This is a genomic window from Paraburkholderia sp. GAS199 (genome assembly GCF_050436585.1).
Classification (GTDB): Bacteria; Pseudomonadota; Gammaproteobacteria; order Burkholderiales; family Burkholderiaceae; genus Paraburkholderia.
Genome location: NZ_JBNDMM010000001.1, coordinates 701,949 through 724,699 on the forward strand (window position 1 = coordinate 701,949; position 22,751 = coordinate 724,699).

The window sequence follows — 22,751 nt, forward strand, 5'->3', positions numbered from 1 at the left end:
TGTGCTTCAGTGGTTGAGCAATTGTCCCAGGAATACGCGTGTGCGCTCGTGCTGGGCGTTCTGGAAGAAGGTGTCGGGCGTGCCTTGCTCGACGATCTGACCGGCGTCCATGAAGATTACCCGGTCGGCAACGGCGCGCGCGAACGCCATTTCGTGTGTGACGCAGATCATCGTCATGCCGTCCTGCGCGAGACCGATCATGGTGTCGAGTACTTCCTGCACCATTTCCGGATCGAGCGCGGAAGTGGGCTCGTCGAACAGCATGATTTTCGGCGACATGCACAGTGCGCGCGCAATGGCCACGCGCTGTTGCTGGCCGCCCGAAAGCTGCGCCGGATACTTCTGCGCCTGATTACCGACCTTCACGCGGTCCAGGTAATGCCGCGCCACCTCGCGTGCTTTCGCGCGCGACAGACCCTGCACGCGCATGGGCGCAAGCATGCAATTCTGTTCGATGGTGAGGTGCGGAAACAGATTGAACTGCTGGAACACCATGCCGATATCGCCGCGCGCGCGGTGCGCTTCGCGCGCCTCCTTGCCATTTTCGACGAGCGGTACGCCATTGACGCTGATGCGGCCGCCCTGATTCGCTTCGAGCAGATTGATGCAGCGAATCAGGGTCGATTTGCCGGAACCCGACGGTCCGCACAACACGACTTTCTCGCCCTGACGAATCTCCAGATCGACTTTTTTCAGCGCGTGGTATTCGCCGTACCACTTGTCGAGGCCTTTAAGGTCGATCGCGATATCCGCGGTGGATGCGGGCATCGCGGCGGCGCGGCTGGAAGTCGGATGCGAATCCGTAGTGATGTCGAGAGTGCTCATGGTCGGCTCCGGCCTGTCAGGCAGCGGTTGGATAAATCGTCATGCAGATAGCGGTCGTGCGGGTCATTGCACGGTGTACGGAATGCCGGCGAGCGACACGGGCATCGCCGGAAGATCGACGCCGAGCCATTTCTGGTTGATCGCGGTCAGCTTGCCGTTGGCCGTGTTGCGGTCCACGAAAGCATTGAGCCACGCGTTGAGTTCGGCCTGATGCGGACGCGTTGCCAGACCGTTGTACTGGCGCGAAAGCTGGAATTTCAGCTCGTATTTGGCACCTTCCGGCGAGCGCTTGAGAACCGCTGCATACGTATTCGTGCCGCCGATGGCATCGACCTGTCCGGAAAGCAGCGCCTGAATCGGTGCTGTGTCACCGTCGAAGCGTTCGAGCGCCGTGCCCGGCGGAAGCTGTTTGGTCAGCGCGATGTCGGTTGCGCTCGCACGCGATACGCCGACCCGCAGTTTGCCGAGATCGGCCGGCGCCTTCATCACATCGCCTTTTTTACCGTAGACCACCAGGTCCAGCACCGAATAAGGTTTGGAGAACTGGATCACTTTGGCTCGGTCCGGATACATGCCCATCACGGCGGCGAGCACATCGACCTTGCCGGTCATCAACTGTGCGATGCGATTGGGCACCGTCACCGAAACGATTTGCAGCTTGACGCCCATGTCGGCCGCCATCAGCTTGGCGACGTCCACGTCGTAGCCGTCGTGTTCGCCTTTGCTGTCGATGAAGCCCCACGGCACTTGATCGGCCTGCACGCCGACCGTCAATACGCCCTTCTGCTTGATGCTCTCGACCGATTGCGCGTGAGCGATGCCGGAATGGGCCGCGACGCCTGTTGCGATCAAAACGGCGGCCAGTGTGCTGGCCAATGTCGAGCGCCGGCCGGCGCTAACCGGTTGTGCGTTCGTGCGATTGCTACGTGAGAGCAGAGAGGAGAGAAGAGGGCGCATGGTGTTGTGTCTCGTGTTATGTGGTTGGTGTGAAATCAGGAATTCGGGCGCGCGTCGCGGCGCAGTGAAAACAAACCGGAGCGAGTGGACGGTCCCGCGCTCTGGCGCGACGTCTTGCGGCGTTGTGCGTCGCCGCGTCGTTCGAGGCGTGCGCTCAATTCCGACAACGGCCAGCAGATCGCGAAATACAATGCACCGACCACGCCAAACACCAGCATGGGCTGGAACGTGGCGTTCGACACAACCTGTCCGGCGCGCGCGAGTTCGGTGAAGCCGACGATCGAAGCAAGCGAGGTACCCTTGATCAGTTGCACGGCAAAGCCCACGGTCGACGGCAAACTGATGCGCCATGCCTGCGGAAAGACCACGTCGCGCATGCGGCTGAAATAGCGTAAGCCCAGCGCCTTGGCCGCTTCGGTTTGTCCACGCGGAATGGCCTGAATGCCGCCGCGCCAGATTTCACCCAGAAAAGCGCTTGAATTGAGCGTGAGGCCGATGGCGACCGCAATCCATGCGTTCACTTCGACATTGAGCAGACTCATGCCGAAATAGACGATGAATAGTTGCATGAGCAGCGGCGTACCCTGAAAGAACTCGATGAACACTGCCGCGACGAAGCTCAGGAGGCGATTGCCCGATGTGCGCGCGAGCGCAATCAGTATTCCGCCGATGCCGCCGCCCGCGAATCCGATCAGCGAGAGCATCACGGTCCATTTGAGACCTTGCAGCAAGTAGTAGAAGTTGCCGGCGCTGAATGTCTGGATCATCTCGATACCTTCGGAAAATAACGGGGTCGCGCTCGGCTCAGCGTGTCGGATAAGAGAAGTACACGCGACCCACGCCTTTGAGCAGAGCCGAGAGCAACACCGACATGGCGAGGTAAAGCAACGTGACGGAGATGTACACCTCGAAACTGCGGAACGTGATCGATTCGAGCCGCTGCGCGATGGCGGTCAGTTCATTCGCGGAGATCGACGAAACGATGCTCGACGTCAGCAGCAACAGCACGCATTGCGAACACAGCGCCGGATAGGCCGTGCGCATCGCGGGGCGCAGCACCACGTCACGGAACGTTTGCAGCGGCGTGAGACCGAGTGCGCGTGCCGCTTCGATCTGACCGCGATCGACCGCATCGACACCACCCCGTATCACTTCCGCGAAGTACGCGCCGCCATTCAACGACAAGGCGATCACCGCACCGGTACCCGCCGTGAGCCCGAGTCCGATGGACGGCAGGCCGAAGAAGATGAAAAAGACCTGCACCAGAAACGGCGTATTGCGAATGATCTCGATGAAGCTGCGTGCAAGCCAGCGAAGCGGCGCAAAAGCACTGCGCCGGCACGCAATGGTGACGAGCGCGATGGCGAGCGCGGCGACAATCGAGATGCCGGTCATTCGCAATGTCAGCAGACAGCCGTCGAGCAACATGGGCCACGCATCGAGAATGGCGCTGAAATCGAATTGGTAGGTCATGTGGCGTTCCTTTCGGGTGCGGGCACGGATCGCGATCGACGGATGGTTGGCGGCCTTACGGTGCCGAGAGCTCGTAACCGAGCTGATAGCAGCCCGATTCGACATGACTCGCGCCAGCATCGCGCAGACGTTGTTCGATGGCGCTGCGCTCGCGTTCGAGCGTCGCCAGGTCGATGGCTTCGACGAGCAATACGTATTCGAACGCTTCTTCTGACGGCGTCGGTCGAATTTCGGTTTCGCCAGTCGTCGCGTTAGCCCAGGCGAGGCGGTGCGCGCCGAGATGAGCGGCCACGACGCCACCCATCGAGCGCACACCGACGGCCACCGCCTGCAACTCGAACGCGGGGTCGAGCCGGCCGTTGGATGCAGCCGCGTGCGGCGTCGCGCGACGGATGCGGAACGTGGCGAGTGCGCCCGCCGTGCCGATGCCGGTCGAAATCTGCGATTCGCACACGCCGCGCAGGAAGTGGGTCATACCCGGTTGCACCTGATTCGACCACTCGGTCGGCGCATTCAGCCGCGCGAGATAGCCAGGCGAGCGGAACGTCTCCAGATGCGCGAGTTCGTACAAGGTGAAGCACACGTGAGGCGACTGCTTCCAGTTCATGTAGCGGCGGCCACGCAGAAAACCGGGAACGCCGAGACGTTCCGGCATATGTTCTTCAGTGTGCCAGCGTTCGAACTGCTGCTCGTAGCCGTCGGCCAGGTCGTGCCAGATGGTGATAAAAGCGGTGCCTCGAAGTGCCATGATGGTCCTGTTCAATCTATGTTTTCTGGTGCGGGCGAACGCGTGAGGCGTGCTGCGCGCGGTGCTCGGAGTCTCGTTCTGCCGTTCAGGGTTGCGCGACGGCGAGGTCGGCAAGCATCTCTTCGGTTACTTCGCGCAATGCGCGGCCCCGCTCCACCGGCGGCAAAAGACCGGGCAGGCCGTGCATGGGTACTTCGATAGAAATGACGGCGTCGGCGGGAATCGCGCGCAACATACCGCGCAGATCGATGCCGCCCGCGCCTGGAGGCAAGCGTGCCTGGCGAGCCTGGTAGATCAGTTCGGCGTCGCTGGTGGGGCGCTCGCGCGGTGCATCGCAGAGCTGGAAGTAGGCGAATTCGGCAGGCGGCAGTGCGGCGATATCGGCGGCGCTGCCGCCGGAACGGTCGACGTGCATGGAATCGACGATAACCGAGCCACGTCCCGCACGCGCGATGACGCGGCGGGCCGACGCCATGTTTTTGATACCCGTCCATGGCATGAACTCGAGGCCCATGTTGACGCGATAACGGTCGCCGAGTTCGCAGAGTCGTGCGTAGCGCTCGGCTATCGCGTCTTCATCAGTGCTGTCGCCCGCTACTAGCATGTGCCGCGCGCCGAGTTCGGCGGCTGCCGCGAGCAAGGACTCGAATTGTCCGATATCCGTGTCCGGCAAAAGACGGATGATTTCCACGTCGTGCACCGCGATGCCGAGCGCGTCCATGCGACTCAGCGTTTCCTTCATCATCGGCGTGCCGCCGATCATGGGGTGCTGTGCTTCTCCGGGCGCGACAGGCGCAAGCCGCAGATTCACGGAGCGGAAACCGGCGGCGCTCGCCACCTCGATCACTTCCGGCGGTGTGAGTTCGATTAGCGTGAGATGGGCGAGTGAAAGCAGATGGCTCATGGTTCAGATGCCTTGAAGTGACGGCGCGGCGTGCGGGTCGTGTGCGGCCTGTCGGGCGAAAAATGCGAGCGTTCGCGCGACACCGTCACGCAACGAGGTTTGTTGAAGACCCGGCAATACCTGATGAAGATCATCGGCGGGCATGTCCGCGGCGATCTGCAACGGCGCGCCTGCCGCGTCGAGTTGTGCGTTCGGCACCTGGCGGCGGATTTCTTCGATCAGGGCGTCGGTGCTGTGCACTTCGCCCGCGAGATTGAACACGTGGGCGCCGTCGAGTTCGCGGGTGAGCGCGGCCCAGTAGGCGTCGACTACATCGTCGACGTGGACCATGCCGGTGCGTCCGGTGAAGGGCACGGTATAGCGTTCGCCGAAGGCCGCAGCGCGGCACGCGAGACTGACGCCTGCGCTTGCGCCCACGTCGCGGCCGGGACCGTACACCACGAAAGGGCGGAAGCCGACGCTGGCAAGCTTCGAATCGGGCTCGCGATTCACCCAGTAACTGCGCGCGCAGGCTTCGTTGGCGAGCTTGAATGCTCCGTAGTGCGTAGCGGGTTCGGGATAGTCGGTGTGATCCGGTCCGAACACGCCGGCAGAGCTCGTATAAACCACGCGCGTCACACCATGGCGGCGCGCGCTCTCGAACACATTGAGCGTGCCGATCACGTTGATCATCGCGCCGCGTACCGGGTCGCGCTGGCAGAACGGCGTCAGCACGCCGGCGAAATGCGCCACGGCGTCGCAACCTTCCAGCGCGCGCTCAACCGTTGCCTGGTCGCTAATATCGCCTTCCAGCCATTCGATCCGGCCAAGTGCTTCGCCCGCCACGAGACGCATGAGCGGACCCGGCTGACTCAGGTCCAGCACACGCACGTCCTGCCCTTCGGCAAGCAACCGCCCGACCAGCCAGGCGCCGATAAAACCGTTTCCGCCGGTGACACATATTCGCATTTGTCGTTCTTCCCGATTCGTCGTGACTGACGTCTTTTTTCACTAACTGACTATTTGGTCAATGAAAAGTTTGAGGTATATTAGCGAAAACCTGGTCGGGCACAGCCCAGGGATTACCAGAACGATGCAGAATTTCTTGAAGACGATATCGAGTGAAAACGATCAAGGATGTGACTACTGAAGCGTCGGAGACGCCACGCGTTCCGCGAGACAAGCGCGCCAATCAGCGCGACCTCGCAGCCGAGCGCACGCGTGCCGAGATCCTGCAGATTGCGGTGGACGAGTTCGCCTCGCATGGATACACCGGCGCTCGCGTCGACGCCATTGCCGAGCGGATGCGCACGTCGAAGGGCATGATCTATTACTACTTCACCAACAAGGAAGGGCTATACACAGCAGTGCTGGAGCATGTGTACTCGCTGATTCGCGATGCCGAAGAAGCCACGCGTATCGACCTGGATACGCCGGCAGAAGACCTGTTGCGTGCCTACATCGAGAACACATTTGAATTCCACGAACGGAATCTCGTGTTCAGCCGGATCATCAGCATAGAGAACATTCACAACGCCGATTTCCTCAAGCGTTCGCCGACCATCAAGGCGACCAATCGGCCGGTTCTCGATACGCTCAAAAATATCCTCGAACGCGGCGTGGAAGCGGGAACGTTTCGCGGCGACGTGACGCCGGTGGAATTGCACTATTTGATCAGCGCGCTCTGCATCTACCGCGTTTCCAACCGGCAGACTTTCGGCACCTTGTTCGACGTGGATTTCGCGTCGAAGAAAACGCGTGCACGGCAGAAGACGATTGCCGTCGAGGCAGTGATGAAGCTTCTGGCGCTTTGAAATAGGCGCGGCCTGACGAGCGCAAAGCCGTGTACAGGCTAGACATAAATAACGATACGGAGACAGACATGAGCACAGAGACCGTGCGACGCGCCGCGGCAACGCACGCGCCGGATGCAGGCAAACGCCACGCAAGGAAAGCCGCCATTGCGGGTTGGATCGGCAGCGCGCTGGAGTACTACGACTTCTTCATCTACGGGACGGTGGCGGCGCTGGTTTTTCCGCGCATCTTCTTTCCGCCCGGCGATATCGCGGCCGCAACACTCGCCTCCATGGCGACGTTCGGCGTCGCGTATGCCGCGCGTCCGCTCGGTTCATTCCTGATGGGCCACTACGGCGACCGCTTCGGCCGCAAGGTGGTGATGGTCGGCACGCTGCTGTTGATGGGGCTCTCCACCTTTCTGGTGGGCTGCTTGCCGAGCTATCAGCACGCGGGATTGCTCGCGCCCGTATTGCTCGTCGTGCTGCGTATTTTGCAGGGCATTTCCGCGGCGGGCGAACAAGCCGGCGCGAATTCCATGTCGTTCGAACATGCGCCAGCGAATCGTCGCGGCTATTACACGAGCTGGACGTTGAGCGGCACGCAGGGTGGTCAGGTGCTGGCACCGGCCGTGGTGTTGCCGCTCGCCGCGTTGTTGTCCGAAGACCAGTTGCTTTCGTGGGGATGGCGCGTGCCGTTCTGGCTCAGCGCCGTGGTCATGATCGTGGGCTTCATCGTGCGCGCGAAGCTGGAAGAAACGCCTGCCTTCCAGAAAGAAGCGTCGCATCACGAGATTCCGCGCTCGCCGCTCAAAACGCTGTTGACCCACTACCGTAAAGAACTCCTGCAGGTATTTTTCGCGGCGTTGATTGCGTCTGTCGGAACGACCTTCGCTGTGTTCTCCCTGTCTTTCGCGCGCACTACCGGACATCACGTCAGTACGTCGATCCTGCTCTGGACGGCCGTCATCGCGAATCTGATTGCCGTGGTCACGATTCCCTTCTGGGCCATCCTGTCCGACCGCATCGGACGACGTCCCGTGTTTATTGCGGGCAATCTGTTGTGCGCGGTCAGCGTCGCGTTGTTCCTGTGGTCCATCGCGAACGGCGACGAGACTTTGATTCTCGCGACAGGTGTGCTGCTCGGCGGCATCGTCTATAGCATCACCAATGCAGTCTGGCCTGCCACTTACGCCGAAAGATTTCCCACGCAGGTGCGCCTTTCGGGCATGGCGATCGGCACGCAATTCGGATTTGCGGTGGCGGGATTCGCGCCGCTCATCGAAACCGCGCTGATCGGCCGATTCGGTACGTCGCCATGGGTGATGCCGGCTGCGTTTGCGTCGCTGGTGTGTGTGCTGTCGGCGGTATCGATTTATCTGATGACGGAAACCCATAACGTTCCGCTTGATAAGCTCGGAAGAATCGAGCGTTAAGCGCAACAGCGAATGCGGGAACAGGGGCCGATTGCACCACTCGGTGCAGTCGTAGACGCCTATTTCGCGGCCACCACCCCTTCACCTCTCATCGAGCCGATCGACGAGCGCAAACGGAATACTCTCGGCAAACAGTTCGCGGTCGCCGGTCGCGCTTGTCTGCGTGTTCACCTGTAGCGCGAAATTCAGGCCGGGGCTGCGCGTGCTGGTGGTGCGCTCCTTCACTTTCAACTCGATCGGCATCCACGAAGCGGGATCGCCGAGAATCTCGTCCGCTTTGGCGTCGAGTTGCGCGCGGCCCGCTGCGCGTTCAGCGGGCGGCAACTGTTTCGACATGACCGACAGCATGTCCAGCTGTTTCGCTGCGCCGCGTTTGAGTCGATAGCGGTGAAAATATGTCTGGTTCGGGCGGCGATTCGCTTTCACGTCGCCGAGGTGACGGTCGAGCCGTTGCGCGGCGAGCACCCGTGCATCTTCCTGTTGCGGCGCGGGTGCGCCGGCCAGTCGTGCCTGCTGTCGCTCGCCTTCCTGTTCGGCGAGCACCTGCTCGGCGAACAGATCGATCCATTGGTCGCGGCTCGCGTCGAGCGCGCGCGTATAGGTTTGCGCGCTCGAATACTCGGTGTCGAGCAGACACGCGCGATGCATCAACGCGCCGTCTTCGCGCACCAGTTGAACCTTGGCGAGATGGCTGTCGTCGGCGAACGTCATGGTGGCGGAAGGGGCGTCGAGCGACACGAGACCGACACCCACACTCGACTTGTGCGCGCCGACCGCCTGCGTCCCGCTCAGTGTGCCGCTCAGGCGGCCGAGCAGACGCGAGCCCGCGCCAACCCGATGCTGTTCGACCTGCATGCGTCCGCTATGTTCGTTCGAATCGAGCGTCTGCTTCGCGGTTTTCTCGTAGCCGATGCCGAGATTCGCGCCGGCGCGAAACGGCGAGCCCGTTTTGGCCACGCTCACGGACACCCCAACATCCGCGGACGCACCGCGTTTGACGGTGCGCGATACCGTGTCGGTCCAGCTGATCGACACGTCGGGGTCGTCGAAATAATGTTCGGCCAGCCGGTTCCACGTACCGCGCGAGCCACCGGAATCCGGGCCATGCGTCTGCGTGGTTTCGTCGAACACATGATCGATGATGCCTTCGAGCTTCTGGCGCATCGCGTTGTCGTCGTAACCGGTTTGATTCGCATTGACGCGACGCGCGACCCGCAGCGAAACGCCGCTCGGCTCGGCGAGTTCCTGCGAGTGCAGCACGGCTTGCGTGGTGAGGCCGGCGCGCATCTGCGTCACGCCGACATCGACGTCATAACCCACCATCACGCCGACGCCCGCGTGCCTGACTTGCGTTTTAGCCGTCCCGACGAACATCTCCACGCCGTGCGTGCCGCGGCTCAGTTCGACCACCGCCTCACGTGTTTTCGAGGCACGCAGATCGAGGCGTGGCGCGATCGGCACGGCGCCCGAATGCAGCACTTTCGAGAGATTCGCCGACAGGCCGCGCGTGCTGACACCCAGCCGCCGCCCATCGGTCAGACGCAGCCGTGAACTCGACTGCAAATCGTGCGCGACGTCCTTGAGCGTTTGACGCACGACCTCGGCGCTATCGGCCTGAGCGGCGGGCGACGGCGGCCGCGCCTTGTCGCCGAGTTCCGAGACGTGCGTCCAGAACGGCGAGTCGGCCGGCACTTTGGCGACCTTGCCCCACGACGCGAGCCGTTCCACGTTGAAGGGCTGTTTCGCGATCGATTTGAACGGCTTGCTGCGAGCAAGCGTGTGCGGATCGGTATCGGCCCAGCGTGCTGTTTGCGTGCGCAAATGATCGAGCGTGGCAGGCGAAGCGGCGTCGCCCGGTTGCATGTCGGCGCACATCTGCTGCGCGCGCGTGGCGATGCTGTGCAACGTGTCCGCATCGACCTTGCCGTTCGGGAACCCGCCGGATTCGAGCCATACGTGCAACGCGGCCAGTTCGGCGATCGACTGTTCCGGACGCGCATGTTCGAGCGCGGCCGACGCCTGCATCTCGGGACGTTCCGACAAAGGCGTCAGCGCACCTTGCAGCGCACCCGACAGACTCTTCTGTTCGGCGTCGACGGTTTTGCGCGGCACGCCCTGTGTGCCGAACCGCAGCGCGGATAGCGGCGAACTGCGTTTGCCGGCGAGGCGTGGCAGAAACGTCTTCCAGCGTTTTTCGCCGACACGGTCGATCGTTTTTGCAGAAAACTTGTTCAGACGTTCGCGCGCCTGAGACAGATCGCTGCCTTTGCCGTCCTCGCGAAAATTTTGTCGCCACGCGAAATACGCGCCTTTCTGATCGGCGTTCAGCGCAGTGCGCCCCTGGGTCGCGAGCGTGGCCGCGGCGTCGTAGGCCTGCCATGCGAGCGGTGTGTCGCTCACAGGTGTACCGGCCGGCGGCGCGGCGCGCGCGGCCACGGCGGCCGGCGCGGGATCTTGCGCAGGACCCATGCCGTGCAGCGGCGCGTCGAGCGTGTCGGCGGCCTGCAGCATCATGCGGTGCGCCTGAAGTTGCGTCGGAAGTTGTGCCTGAGGAGCGCCGCCGGCCGCAGGCTGACCCGGTTGGCGCAGATGCGTCAGCGCTTCGAAGCCCGCATCGGTTTGCGAGAGAGTGCGCGCGGTCTTCCATGCGGCCGCTTCGGCGGGTGTACTCGAACGCGCCGTGTGCATCTGCGCAAAGTCGAGATGCTCCAGCGCGTCGAGTACGTTGCCGGCGCTGCGCGCGTCATGTACGCCGGCGCCGTGCAACGCCTGCGCGATCAGCGCGCCCCGACTCGTCGGCATGGCCGCTTCGGGACCGCCGAGACCGCCCAGGCGATGCGTCAGCTCGGCGTGCGCAAGCAGATCGTGATCCGGCGCCGGTAGATGCCGTCCCAGATAGCTGGACAGCGCGGCGCGGTCGGCCATGGCGTCGAGCGGCACGGCGGCCGGTTCGTGCGACGTCTCGGCAGTGGGCGCGCCGCCCGCGTCCGACGCGCGCGCGGTCTTCGACAGCGCCTGCTGACTTTGCTGCGCGGTTTTCGCTAGCGGCGTGCCCGATGCCGTCGAAGCCGTGGATGGCTTCGACGGGTAACGCTCGCCGTTGGCGGTGAAGTCGGCGGGGGCAAATGGTTTGCCGTGCCGGCTGGTTTGCGAGAGCGCCGTGCTGACGTCGAACTTGCTCGCGCGCAGTCTCGCGCCGGTGCGCGAGAGCGTGTTGCCGAGCCGGCCCAGCAAGGTCTGTTCGACCAGCGGGCCAGCCTGCGGCGCCGCGACATCCGTGGCAGGAGCGGGCGGCTGGCCGTGTGTTTCCGTGTCCGCTACGGTGTTGAGCCGCGGCGGGACTGCGTGAATATCGGACATGGAGCGTGGCATCCAATCGGGCGACGATTGAACCCACGGTACGAAGCGCATGTGACACGCCCAGGCGGCATGCGAAGTCAGGTCATCGCACGCGAACCAGCCCGGTGGCGGCGGAGGCGTCGAGCGCTTCGAGATCCAGTGTGATGCGCAGTTCGAGACGCCGCGCGCCGCAGCGGCGCGCCCGCTCCAGCGCGTCGTCGAGCAGGGCGCGCACGGTACGCGGCTCGTCGCCGCTGCGCAAACGCAACATGGCTTCCAGGCGCAGCATCTCCGGCACATACCAGAGTTCGCCGGTGCGCTTGCTGCGGCTCACGGCGTCGTTCAGCGTAGCGGCGAGCGACGACGCGAGTTCGCGCTCGTCGTGCGGGGCGATGCGCGGCAGCAAGGTGGAGATGAACGCGATGTCGGGGACGTTGACGCGCTCCCGTGCGATCCGTTTCGACGCGCCGTTGATGAGCCGCCGTGCGGCCTTCGCGTCGCCGCGCCGTGCGTCGAGCCAGAGCTGGAAGTCGAGCCCCAGCCGCAGCCAGCGCTTGAGTCCCGCCGAACGCGCACGCGTGACGAGCGCAGCGGCGCAGGATTCAGTGAGCGCGATGTCGTCGTCGAGCGCGGCCAATGCGCAGGCAAGAGCGAGCGCGATGCAGCACGCCAGCGGCTCGCTTTCGCTCGCCGAATCGCGAATGGTGAGCCGCAGCGAGGCGGCCATCGAAGGCTCGCCGGTCAGCCACAGCGCGACCGCGTGAATCGCCCGCGCGACCAGGTGGAGCGACAAACCGTAACCCGTCGCCATGAGATTGGCCTCGCGGCTGATCTCGTCGTCGATCTCCTCGATGGCGTCGTCGTTCAGGCCGACGACCGGCGCGAGCAACTGGATCGCGGTTTCGAAGTCGCCCGAGTATCCCGTGACGATGCCTTCGATGCGTCGTGCGTTGACGCTGACGGCTGCGCTATCGGCAATCGGCGCGATTTCGCTGAACTCGCTGGAGAGCCGCCGGCATTGCTCGATCTCGCCCGCGTCGAGCGCTCCCATCACGAGGCAGAACAGCGCGCGCAGACGATAGGTCGTGTCGGCGCAGATATTGGCGAGTTCATAGGTGCGCTGCCAGTTCTCGACAATTTCAGTCGACGCGCTGTGTTCGAGCATCAGCGCGCGCGCCAGCACGGCACGCAGACGCATCTCGTCGCGAATACGCCGCATCGACACGCTGTCTACGCGTTCGAGCACGGCGCGAACCCAGCTGATGTACTCGTCCACCAGCGCGAGCGCCACCCAGATCGGCGCGGTATTGTCGAGTAGGTCGGTGCACAACTCGATTTTGTCGACGGCCACGGCCCATTCGAGCGCCGCGCGCAATGCGTCGATATCGTGTCGGTTGTGCGACGTTGCAACAGCGATTCCGGCGCCGAAACGTCGCGCCATGTCGCGCGCGACGAATTGCGCATGATGCAGATGCGCCTCGGTATTCTCGCGATTGCGCTTGAGCGCGTCGAGCGCGAAACGGCGCACGGCGGGCGGCAGGCGTAATCGCAATGCGCCGTCGCATTCGACGGTATTGACGAGTCCCGCGTCCATCAAGGTTTGAAGCTGGCGCTCCAGCGCGTGCGGCTCGACTGGCCCGATTCCGTAATCGATGCTGAACGCGCCGAGCATCTCGTAGGCGGAGTCGTGCGAAAACGCGGTCGCGAATATGCCGAGCCGCCGCAGCATGGTGCGCGTGGATGCTTCGAGCGCGGCATACGAGAGATCCAGCATGACGTGGACGATTGCCGCGCGCGGCAGCACGATGCGGCGTCCGCCACTGCAATGCGTCATCACCGTATCGAGTTCGCGCGAGAAGGCCACGATCGCGTCTTCTGCCGGCGTGCCCGCGCGGACCTGGCCGGCAATCGTCGCGGCGGCGAGTTCCAGTGCGAAGGGCACGCCGTCCACACGCCGGCAGATCAGCGCGGCTGCGGCGAGTGTCTGCGGCGCGCTGGTGGCGATGTCGGGCAGCGGCGTGTGCAGCGGCGCTGTCTTGACGCAATGCGTGAGCCGCGTGAAGAGAAGCCGCAGTGCGTCGTAATCGAGCGTGGCGGACGTGCCGTCGAACTTTTCGGGCGGGACGCGCAACGCGGCCACCGGCACGGCCGTTTCGCCGCCGATGAAAAGTGGCGACTCGCAGGTGACGATCACATGCAGGCCGCCCGTATTCGACACCAGCATGTCGATCAGCGCGGCGGCTGCTTCGCTCAGATGATCGCAATGGTCGACGATCAACAGGATGCGACGCTCGCCGATCTGCGCGGCCAGACTGGCGACGGTGCTCATATCGCCGCCCGGTTCCAGGCCGATCGCCGCGCCGATTGCGTTGGCCACACGGTCGGGTTGCGCGAGCGAGGCAAGCGCCGCGCAAAAGTCACCGTCGGGAAACTGGGGCGCAAGGTGGGCTGCGGCTTCGATTGCCAACCGCGTCTTGCCGACGCCAGATGCGCCTGTCAGCGTGACGATGCGGCGCGTCGGCACGAGCGCGAGCAATTCCGACAGTTCCGCATGACGGCCAATGAACGGCGAAGGGTCGATGATCTGCGCGCGCAGCGCGGCGCTCGCGCTGGTCGGCATCAAGGCGAGCAGGCCGGACGACGCGGGCGGCGCGACGGCCGGGACGACGTGCAACGACGAGGTGAGCGCGCTCACGTTGGCGTGCACATCGTCATGGCGTGACGCTTCGGTGGCAGTGAGATCGAAGCCGGCATCCGGCGTATCGAGCAAACGCACTTCGCCCGCAAAACGATAACCCCTGCCGGCGACGGTGACGATCAGATCGCGGTCGTCGTCGAACGCGCGGCGAATCGCCGATATCTGCGCCTGCACCGTGTTCGCGTCGACGGTGCTGCCCGGCCAGACGACCTCGCGCAATTCGGCGATCGACACCACGCGGCCGGGTGTTTCGAGCAATGCCGCGAGGATGGCGAACGGACGCGCGCCGAGTTCGATGACGGCGCCATCGGATATCAGCAGGCCCACGTCGCGGGCAAGCCAGAATCGCGAGAATGCGATTACCTGACCGGTGAGCCTTGGTAGCGACATGATCCTCCGGCGAAGTTAGGGGGTTGCGTGCTGACTGTCGCCGCGCACTCGCAAGGCGCATCGAGCGAACCGGACGGACCGGCACGCTCTTCAGGCCTGTTTTGTCAGATGTTTTCTATTATCGCCCGATAGATAAACAATTGCTTGAAGTGCGAACATTTATTCATTTTGCGCTGCACACAAGCCGATACCGGTTTCGCGCCGATCAGGCGTCGGCGAGGCCCCATTGCATCGTGTTGCGCAGCCACGCAACACCTTCGCTCGGTGGTTCGGGCGGCGTCGGCGCGGGACGCGTGAGCGCGTACAGGTAACTGTTGTCGGCGGCGAGTCCGCGATTGGGGCGCGGCTCGTGATTGCGCAGCAGCGCTTCCTGCTCGAAGCCGAGCCGCTCCATCGAACTGTGCGCGGCGCCATCCACGGCACAGCAGGCAAATATCCGATACACGCCCGGCTGTTCGATCAGCCAGTCGATCAATTCCTGTAGCGCCAGCACGCCGGCGCGGCGTCGCCGTGCGCCACCCTGGCGGCTGATGATCACGCCGATTTCCACGCGCGGCAGCATGGGTTTCAATTCGATCAGCGCAGTGAGCTGACCGGTCTGTCTGCATTCGAGCACGTAGCGGATCAGGCTGCCGCTCTCCCAGCCGTTCAATGCCTCGGCGATGAACTCGGCCGTCTGCGCGACGCCCGTGTGACGCGGCATGGGCAGATCGCGCATGGTCTCGGCGTCGCCGAGCATCTGGTCGAACAGGGCCGGGGCGTCGCCGGCGGCGAGAGGGCGTAGTCGGAGATAGGGCGTCTCCATGCTGTCGCGCGGAATAAAACGCATGAGTCGAACTCCGGATGGACTGGGTACCCGAGCAGTGTGCCGTCGTCGCGTGACACGCATGGGCGCGGCGGCGAACCTGCGTCGTGCGGAGCGAAGGGCGCACAGCGGCTGCTTCGCTTGAGCGGCCACTATTTCGCGTGGGCGCGGTGGGCGTCGTGCGCGAGTTGTAAGGTCGGCAGGAACACTTGCGGTATCGCTCGCACGACGCGTGCTTCGCTGTCGTGACGCACGCTTACACCAGGAGATCGCACCATGCCGGATTCACCATCGATCGGACGCGCAGGCAGTACGCTGCCACTCGCGGACACTCACACCTCGCCGTCACCGGCGGATAGCGGCCAACCCGGCGGCGTGCCGCACGCCGGACCCGAAGCCAACGGCAAGCTGGGCGCGCTGGCGAACAACGGTTCACAGTCGGCAGCAGGCAAGGGCGGACGCGCGTCGTTCGCGGCGAAGGCGTCGTCGGCGGTGACGTCGGCCGCCTCCGCGGCCTCCGCGGCGGCGCAGTCGGCAGCGGCGGGTGTCGCCGGACGCACGGGCCGACTCGGCGCGTTTTCTCAGGGCGCGGCGACGCTTGCCAATGGCGCGACGGGCGTCGCGAGCGCGGGCATGAGCGTCGTGGGTGGTCTGATGCAACTGGAGCAGGCCGCGACCATGCAGCTTGCCGAATTGATCAAGCAGGGTGCCCACAACGTGGAAGAAGCGTCGAAGGGTTAAAGCGCGATTCGTTGACGGTGTCGACGGTGCCGATGAGTGGCACCGTCGTTTCGTTTGCGTGACGGCATCACGTGGCAAGCTGGCCACGCTACGCGCGCAGCCAGAAAAACTCTCCAGAAGCGATCCCTTCGAACATCTCGTCGCTCGATTCGACGATGTTCTGCCGCCAGTAGCGACCATGCTCGGCGTAGTGTGCGAGCAGATCGGCGAGCGCTTCGCCGTCGAGGTCGTCCGCGAAAGGCAGCCGCAGCACCAGCACCACGCCGCCGGAATCGGTATCGAGTCCGAGTTGCGCCTGGTCCTGCGCGTAGATCAACAGGTTGGCTTCCAGCATCAGACGGAACACGACGAGCGTGCGTCCGGCCGTCACCGTGCCGAAATGAAAATTCGCGTACATCGCGTCCAGGTCGCGCTCGAAATAGTCGAGCCGGACGTCGAAGCCTTCGACTTCGATGGACCGCGTGCGCAGCACATGCTCCGCGTCACCGAGACCGACGCACGCGCAGAGATCCATGATGAGACTCGTATAACGCTCGCTGCTCATCCGCTTATCCCGGGTGATAAGGAATACGGCCGGACCCCGCATGAACGGGACCGGCCGCGTGCGAACCGCCGCGCTGGGCGAGCGGATCGCGTCTTCGATGCCTTAGCCGCCGCGCGAAGCGTCCTTCACGTTGCTGGCGCCGCTCTTCGCAATGTTCGCCACCGACGAATACATGCTCTGTTCGACTTGCATCTGTGCCGACATCATCGTCATCTGGTCCATTTCCTGCGTGAGACCAGCCATCATTCCGCCTGCGCTTCCTACGGACATAACTACCTCCAGTGACTATGGGTAAGTGAATGGCCTACATCGAGACCTGCCGCCGCGTCGGCTGCCTTTGCGAGGCGAACCGCCGCGACAAGCGCGTTGCCCGTCGGTGAGGCGCGTGCGTGATGACGCCACGCCAGACCGCCGGTGCGCCGCTGCGTCGTATCAGAGACGCGCGACGGCCTGTTTTTCCTGCAACCGCCCGATCACGCGCGACGCCGCCAGAAAGCCGCGATACAGCTTCGCCAGATTGTTGCGTTCGAGGTCCGTCGCGCCTTGGGTTTCGCTCACCTGCTGAGCGGTCGCGTCGAGCGCCTGACGGATCGCGTCCACGGTCGGCGCGCCGGCCGGATCGGCGAGCGTTTTTTGCAGATCGTTGAATGCGCTGGCGTGGGTTTCGAGTTGCTCGTACATGTCGATCTCCTGGTGCTGATGTCGTTGAGTGTCCCGTTCGACGGGGACAGTGAGTCTTTGCGCGGTCATGACGGGCTGCGCGATGACGCCGGCAAGGTGGCGGGATCGGGCAGCGGCATGCCGCGGTTCACGCTGCGGCTAACGGTGTCGCTGTCGACGATCGAATCCGTGGCCGGCTTCGTCCGGCTGACGGCATCGCCCGGTTTGCCGGGCGCAGCGGCATCGGCCGTCTGGCTCGTGTCGGACGCCGCGTTGGCCGCGTCGGGCTGTGAGGCGGGCGGATCGATCGCGTAGATATGCTTGACGCCATCGGGTGTCTGCGCATAACGCACGTCGTCCGATGAAATCATTTCGGAGTACGACGCGGGAGCCGGACCGCCTGCGCCGACATTCGTGTTTTCCGCGACGTCCACGGCGATATTCCTGACGTTCGAGTCCAGATCCGCGCGCACGCGTGCCAGTGCGGCTTCGAGGTCCGAGCGATTGCTCACCGCACCCGTCACCGCGAATTCGCCATTACCGAGGTAGCGCACGTGAGCGCCAGCGATACCGAGCGAATCTTCGATGCTGCGCGCGTCGTTTTGCGCCACGTCGTAATTGCGGGAAATACCGCTCGTCGAAATGCGCGCGAGCAGCGTACGTACCGCGTCGTCATCGGCGGGACTCGTGACCATGCCGGAGACCACGACCGTGCTACCCACCGCATGCGTCTGCAAGCCGCTCACGTGAGCCGCGGCCAATGCTTCGGTGACGCGCTGCGCGCGGTCGTCGGCATTGCGCGGCAGCGCGGCGCGGCTCATTTGCGTGGTCGTCAGCAGCGAACCCGCGACGATCACGATGCCCAGCACGAAGCAGGCGATCACCGCGCCGATATAGCGCCCGCGCTTCTTGCGCTCCGCCGCGAAGCGCGCCTCGGCGGGGCGCGTCAGCAACATCGAAAGCAGGTCGAGATCGGACGGCCATGCCGCGTCGTCCGGTCCGACACACAGGATCGTTTCGTCGAACTGCATCGGCACGAAATCGACCAGCAAGACGACTTCTTCGGCGACCTCGGGCGCTGCGTCGATCTGCGAGCCTGAATCGACTGCGGCAGCGGCCGCCACGCGCTGCGCGCTGACCACGCCGCTCGCGTCGACGCGCAGCAATGCATCCGTGCCGCGCCAGTCGGTCAGCCGGATGTCGGCGTCGTCGTCGGCGCCGATGCGATGCGCGCCAGGCGTGAGCTGCAATTGCGCTCCCGCGTGAACGCCCGTCAGTATCCGCAGCAGTTTCATCGTGTTCGCACAAGATGGGTGGGCAAGCGCCGGCGCAGCATGAATCGCGCTACAAGTCCGGCTCGATCGACCTTAATGTAGCCGCGCGGCATGACTTGCCGCCTCGGGGATGCGAAGGCGCCGCATGCGATGCGAAGCGGCTGAAGTCGGGCGGCCGACGCAGCGCAATTAGCGCGCGCCACCGGGAAACGCGCGACGCGCCTGACTGGCCTGCGGCGGCGCGGCGGATCGGTCCGACGCCGCGTTTTGCGAGCCGGCTTCGGTCGATCCGGCGCCACCTGACGACGCTGCGCGTCCCAGCACGCCGTTACGTTGTCCGCTGAGCGTGTCGAGGGCACGGGCGCGCTGCTTCGCGTTCGAAGGTTTGTCGGCGTGCAGCCACAGCAACGGAAACAGCAGGTTGAAGCGCTGCACGCGTTCCGGCGACGGCAGCCGCGTGACACCTTTGGCGGGCGCGCCACCGGCGTGTTCACGCAACACGCTGAGGTTGGATGCGCCGCCCGCGTGCACCGGTGCGAGACTGCCGATGCGCTGCTGCACGTCGAGCAGATCGATGCTTCGCTCGAACACGCGCGCATCGAGCGGCGCGTGCGGATTCGCGGCGAGTTCGTCCCGTAGGCCGAGCATGTCGTTGCGCCACGCGTCCCGTATCGCGGCGGCGCGTGCGCCTTCCTGACCGGGCTGACTGTATTGCGCGGCGATCGCGTCGAGGCGGCCGGTGGGCGGCGGCACTGCGCCACGCTCGGGCCGCGTTTTGATCCCCGGCGCGGCGCTCGTGCCGTGGTCGTCGCCGTGTTCGCCTTGCGAATGCCCCCCGCCGCCGCCTCTGCCGCCGCCGTCGCGATTCACTTTCTGGCCTTCGGCGTGATGCGCTTCGGCGTCGTCGGGACCGTCGTCTTCGAGACTCGCGCCGTTGCTGCGCTGCTTCTTTGCGGCGCGTCGCTTGCGGGCCAGTTGATCGGCCATCCGTTTGGCGCGTACGGAACTGACCGACGGACCGCGCTGCGCGTCGCCGCCGTAAGTGAAGTTGGTGGAGCCGCGATACAGCGCGGCGAACTGCGCGCCGTTGCGCGCGCCTTGCGCATTCGCGGCCTTTTGCTGCGTTTCCGCCGTGCGCTGCGCGTGGGCGGCGGCGGTGTCGTTACCCTGATGCGAAATCCGGCTCATACCGTTCGCCTTGTAAAAGGGCAGAGAGCGAGCCGCGTCAGAGCGGCACGGCCGCCTGCATCATTTCGTTGGCGAAGTGCAGAATCGCCGCGCACGATAGCGGCGCGGCGACCACGATCACCACCGTCACCGCAATCAGTTTCACCGCGTGCGAAAGCGTCTGGTCCTGCATCGACGTAATGGCTTGCAGGAACGATACGCCGAGCCCGACCACGGCCGCGACGATTACCGCGGGCAGCGACACGGTCAGGCAAAGCAACATGCCCTGGGTGGTGAAGCGGATCAGCGTATCGATTTCCATGGTTCTATTTGTGCAGGAGCACGCTATTTGTAGGACATCACGAGGCCGTGAATGAGCGTCGACCAGCCGTCCATCACGACGAACAGCAGCAGCTTGAACGGTATCGCGACGTTGGTCGGCGTAACCTGATTCAGGCCCATGGCAAGCAGCACGTTGGCGATGATGAGATCGATCACGATAAACGCGATGTACAGCATGAAACCGATCTTGAACGCGTCCGTCATTTCGGTGAGCGTGAAGGCGGGCGCGAGGACGATCAGGTCGTCTTCCTTGAGTTGCGCGGCTTCTTCCTTGGGCCAGACCACGGAAGCCGAGCGCAGGAAGAAGCGCTTTTCCCGCTCGTTCGTATGCTTGACGAGGAATGCGCGGAACGGTTCGCGTGCCGCGCCGAACGCCTGAATCAGCGCTTGCGACGGTTGCGAGGCAAGCTGCTGGCCTTCGAGCGATTTCGCGGCCAGCATGCCGATTGGCGCCATCACATACAGCGAGACGAGAATCGCGATGCCGTTGAGCACCATGTTCGGCGGCACCTGTTGCACACCGAGCGCGTTGCGCAGAAGGCCGAGCACGACCACGATTTTTGCGTAGGACGTCACCACCATGGCGACGAAGGGCAGCAGACTAATCGCGACGACGACCAGCAGCAGCCCGGTGATATCACTGAATTGGACCATGCCTGTGCGCCATGCGAATGATGCGAATGCCGAGGTGCTCGCCGACTGTCACGAGCTCGCCGTAACCGATGGTTTGCCCGTGCGCTACGAGCCGCAACTGCGCGTCCGCGACGGGCACGGGCAGTTCCAGCACATAACCTGGTCCGAGCGCCGATAGCTGCGCGAGCGACAATGCCACCGTATCGATCTCGAACTGCACGGGCAATTCGAGTTCATCGATCCGGATCGGGTCGGCGGGATCGTCGATCGCAAGCCCGGCGTCGGCGCTCGCCGGGTCCAGCTCTTCTGACATATTCGGCTCCTTGACGATGACGAGCGACTGCCCGTCGATTTCCACTGCGGCACACACGCGCGTGAGCCCGCAGACACCCCACGCAGCGATGGCGCGAGGCCGTGCGCGGGGGGCGGATGAGTCGTTCGACGCAATGACGAGCGTCGCGTCGAACGAGGGGAAGGCGGCGCGCAACAGCACGTCGCCGGGTTCAAGGCCGTTCAGCGTGGCGACCGCGAGACGTTTGACGCCGAGCACCAGACTGCCGGGAATGACGAGATCCGGTGTGTGCTGGACCGGCTGGTGCGCATCTGTTGCGTTGGCTGTGGACGCGCTGTGACGCGCGAGACGATCGAGTACGTCATAGCAGCCCGCATCGGCGACGATCGCGGCTTCGTAGCGTCGCTCGTCCAGCATGAACGACAGCGCGACCATACGATCGTGGCTCCTATTCGTTTGCGACAGGCTCTGCTCGTCGGCGCGCTGGCGGCGCACGTCGAGTACACGCGGATCGTCGAATCCGACGCGCCTGAGCCGTTCAAGGAGCGCTTCGAGCACCACACCTGCAACCGCCTGGCGCAACGCGAGATCGGCGGGCGGACGTGCGCCTGGTGCGTCGCGGTCAGGCCATGCGGCGATGGCGAGCGCGGGCCATGTGCGCAGATCGAGTGCGAGACGCAGACGCAGACGGGTCTCGCCGTCGTCCGCGCCGATGGTCAGATCGATCATGCCGGGGTCGGCGCATCCGGCAGAAAACTGCGGCGCGTCGGTCCATGCCATGTGCCACTGCGTGATACCCAGCGTGGCGTGCAAGTGCGCGACGACGCGCGTATCGCACAGCGTTCGCGTGATCCGTGCATCGGCGTGATCGACGGCCGGCAAGACGAGCGGCGTTACGGAGGCCGGTTGCGGCGGCGCTTCGCGATGTGCCGGCATGCGAGCCGAGGCTTCGCTTGCCGCCGCTTCGCGCACGGCACGCTGGCCGGTGGCCGCAAGGTCCGGGTCCAGGTCTTCGATAGTCGGCTCGTCGAGCGGATAGGTCATGCGCAGGGAATTCGTCACCAGACAGTGAGTTCGATGTCGCGGGCTTCACCCCACGCGCGCAGCAAAGTGTCGAGTTCACGCTCGAGCAGTGCGCTGTGTTCCAAGAGTAGTTGTCTTGCCGACACATCCGTCGTGTCGAACCGAAGCTGCAGACTGAAACGCGAAAGAGTCAGATAGAGCGTCGTGTGCGGAAGCAGGTTTTGATCGAGCGGCAATTGCACTTCCCAGTTGCCCGCTTCCACGATCGACGGATCGCCGCAAAATGTGCCGATCTCGCGAGCCAGCGAACCCAGCAATTGCACCACTCGCTGCTGCTGACGATAGACCGCGTTCACCACCGGTTGTGCGGCATCGGCGACACGCGCGCCGATGGCGGCGCGCAGCGGCGTCGTGTGGGTGGTATCCGATGCGACCGTGGCGGGTGAATCGTCATGACCGGGTTCGTCGCCGGGTAGCGAGTGGAAAGGGCGTGGCGGTGTCGGGGCGTCGTCGTCATTCGTATCGTCGGCGTGACTGCCTTGCGAGCCGGCATGTGCGTCGGCATTCGACTGACCGCCTAGCCGATGCAGCACGCGGCGGCGGCCGAGCAGCGCGGCGTAATCGAAACCGCGTGAACGCGAACCCTGGCGTGCGACGGTGTCGTCGGTAGCGTCGCTGTCGGACTCGTTGGGAATCACGCGCACATGGCGCGCCACGATATGCGTCAT

22 protein-coding genes are annotated in these 22,751 nt (G+C 64.3%); 3 read left to right on the forward strand and 19 right to left on the reverse strand.

The annotated features are described in order from the left end of the window. Window positions 1–6 precede the first annotated feature (6 nt). The 7 genes from P3T18_RS03025 to P3T18_RS03055 form a co-directional block, all read right to left on the reverse strand. A complete protein-coding gene (locus P3T18_RS03025; protein WP_429299027.1) occupies window positions 7–768 on the reverse strand; it encodes an amino acid ABC transporter ATP-binding protein in 762 nt (253 codons plus the stop codon). A 120-nt stretch (window positions 769–888) separates the two neighbouring features. Next, the gene (locus P3T18_RS03030) at window positions 889–1,701 is read right to left on the reverse strand and encodes a transporter substrate-binding domain-containing protein (protein ID WP_429298424.1); all 813 of its coding nucleotides are present in this window, start codon (window positions 1,699–1,701) and stop codon (window positions 889–891) included. A 116-nt stretch (window positions 1,702–1,817) separates the two neighbouring features. Beyond that, window positions 1,818–2,546 carry an amino acid ABC transporter permease gene (locus P3T18_RS03035; RefSeq protein ID WP_429299028.1) on the reverse strand — a complete coding sequence of 243 codons (729 nt, stop codon included), beginning with the start codon at window positions 2,544–2,546 and terminating at the stop codon, window positions 1,818–1,820. A 40-nt stretch (window positions 2,547–2,586) separates the two neighbouring features. Further along, the gene (locus P3T18_RS03040; RefSeq protein ID WP_429298425.1) at window positions 2,587–3,255 is read right to left on the reverse strand and encodes an amino acid ABC transporter permease; all 669 of its coding nucleotides are present in this window, start codon (window positions 3,253–3,255) and stop codon (window positions 2,587–2,589) included. 55 nt (window positions 3,256–3,310) lie between these two features. Further along, window positions 3,311–4,003 (reverse strand): hypothetical protein, encoded by a 693-nt coding sequence (locus P3T18_RS03045; protein WP_429298426.1) that lies wholly within the window; start codon window positions 4,001–4,003, stop codon window positions 3,311–3,313. 85 nt (window positions 4,004–4,088) lie between these two features. Then, on the reverse strand, window positions 4,089–4,907 hold the full coding sequence (locus tag P3T18_RS03050) for a sugar phosphate isomerase/epimerase family protein (RefSeq protein ID WP_429298427.1): 819 nt from the start codon (window positions 4,905–4,907) through the stop codon (window positions 4,089–4,091). A 3-nt stretch (window positions 4,908–4,910) separates the two neighbouring features. Further along, a complete protein-coding gene (locus P3T18_RS03055) occupies window positions 4,911–5,855 on the reverse strand; it encodes an NAD-dependent epimerase/dehydratase family protein (protein WP_429298428.1) in 945 nt (314 codons plus the stop codon). A gap of 152 nt (window positions 5,856–6,007) precedes the next feature. Here P3T18_RS03055 and P3T18_RS03060 point away from each other — a divergent pair, with 152 nt between their 5' ends. Then, complete coding sequence (locus P3T18_RS03060) at window positions 6,008–6,700, forward strand: TetR family transcriptional regulator (RefSeq protein WP_429298429.1); 693 nt, start codon at window positions 6,008–6,010, stop codon at window positions 6,698–6,700. 68 nt (window positions 6,701–6,768) lie between these two features. Then, window positions 6,769–8,115, forward strand: coding sequence for an MFS transporter (locus tag P3T18_RS03065; protein ID WP_429298430.1), 1,347 nt, complete (start codon window positions 6,769–6,771; stop codon window positions 8,113–8,115). Window positions 8,116–8,196: 81 nt separating this feature from the next. On the opposite strand, the gene P3T18_RS03070 is transcribed toward P3T18_RS03065, so the two are convergent. From P3T18_RS03070 to P3T18_RS03080, 3 genes are all read right to left on the reverse strand, one after another. Next, on the reverse strand, window positions 8,197–11,475 hold the full coding sequence (locus tag P3T18_RS03070) for an autotransporter (RefSeq protein ID WP_429298431.1): 3,279 nt from the start codon (window positions 11,473–11,475) through the stop codon (window positions 8,197–8,199). Between the two features lie 82 nt (window positions 11,476–11,557). After that, window positions 11,558–14,542, reverse strand: a complete 2,985-nt coding sequence (locus tag P3T18_RS03075) for an ATP-binding protein (protein ID WP_429298432.1) — start codon at window positions 14,540–14,542, stop codon at window positions 11,558–11,560. Between the two features lie 205 nt (window positions 14,543–14,747). After that, complete coding sequence (locus tag P3T18_RS03080; RefSeq protein WP_429298433.1) at window positions 14,748–15,371, reverse strand: GNAT family N-acetyltransferase; 624 nt, start codon at window positions 15,369–15,371, stop codon at window positions 14,748–14,750. Between the two features lie 252 nt (window positions 15,372–15,623). On the opposite strand from P3T18_RS03080, the gene P3T18_RS03085 reads away from it, so the two are divergent. Further along, a complete protein-coding gene (locus tag P3T18_RS03085; protein ID WP_429298434.1) occupies window positions 15,624–16,088 on the forward strand; it encodes a hypothetical protein in 465 nt (154 codons plus the stop codon). Between the two features lie 88 nt (window positions 16,089–16,176). Here P3T18_RS03085 and P3T18_RS03090 read toward each other — a convergent pair whose 3' ends face one another. From P3T18_RS03090 to sctP, 9 genes are all read right to left on the reverse strand, one after another. Next, complete coding sequence (locus P3T18_RS03090) at window positions 16,177–16,632, reverse strand: CesT family type III secretion system chaperone (protein WP_429298435.1); 456 nt, start codon at window positions 16,630–16,632, stop codon at window positions 16,177–16,179. Between the two features lie 102 nt (window positions 16,633–16,734). After that, window positions 16,735–16,902, reverse strand: a complete 168-nt coding sequence (locus tag P3T18_RS03095; RefSeq protein WP_408198728.1) for a hypothetical protein — start codon at window positions 16,900–16,902, stop codon at window positions 16,735–16,737. A 162-nt stretch (window positions 16,903–17,064) separates the two neighbouring features. Beyond that, entirely contained in the window at window positions 17,065–17,313 is a 249-nt protein-coding gene (locus tag P3T18_RS03100) for a type III secretion protein (protein ID WP_429298436.1), read from the reverse strand. A 65-nt stretch (window positions 17,314–17,378) separates the two neighbouring features. After that, window positions 17,379–18,587: a secretion protein gene (locus P3T18_RS03105; RefSeq protein ID WP_429298437.1), complete on the reverse strand. Its 1,209-nt coding sequence runs from the start codon at window positions 18,585–18,587 to the stop codon at window positions 17,379–17,381. Window positions 18,588–18,755: 168 nt separating this feature from the next. Then, a complete protein-coding gene (locus tag P3T18_RS03110) occupies window positions 18,756–19,754 on the reverse strand; it encodes a hypothetical protein (RefSeq protein WP_429298438.1) in 999 nt (332 codons plus the stop codon). Window positions 19,755–19,791: 37 nt separating this feature from the next. Then, entirely contained in the window at window positions 19,792–20,055 is a 264-nt protein-coding gene (gene sctS / locus P3T18_RS03115) for a type III secretion system export apparatus subunit SctS (protein ID WP_429298439.1), read from the reverse strand. A gap of 23 nt (window positions 20,056–20,078) precedes the next feature. Further along, window positions 20,079–20,729: a type III secretion system export apparatus subunit SctR gene (gene sctR / locus P3T18_RS03120; RefSeq protein ID WP_429298440.1), complete on the reverse strand. Its 651-nt coding sequence runs from the start codon at window positions 20,727–20,729 to the stop codon at window positions 20,079–20,081. After that, complete coding sequence (gene sctQ, locus P3T18_RS03125; RefSeq protein ID WP_429298441.1) at window positions 20,713–22,062, reverse strand: type III secretion system cytoplasmic ring protein SctQ; 1,350 nt, start codon at window positions 22,060–22,062, stop codon at window positions 20,713–20,715. Before sctQ ends, sctR begins: the two co-directional genes overlap by 17 nt. Then, window positions 22,059–22,751 (reverse strand): type III secretion system protein SctP, encoded by a 693-nt coding sequence (gene sctP, locus P3T18_RS03130; protein WP_429298442.1) that lies wholly within the window; start codon window positions 22,749–22,751, stop codon window positions 22,059–22,061. Before sctP ends, sctQ begins: the two co-directional genes overlap by 4 nt.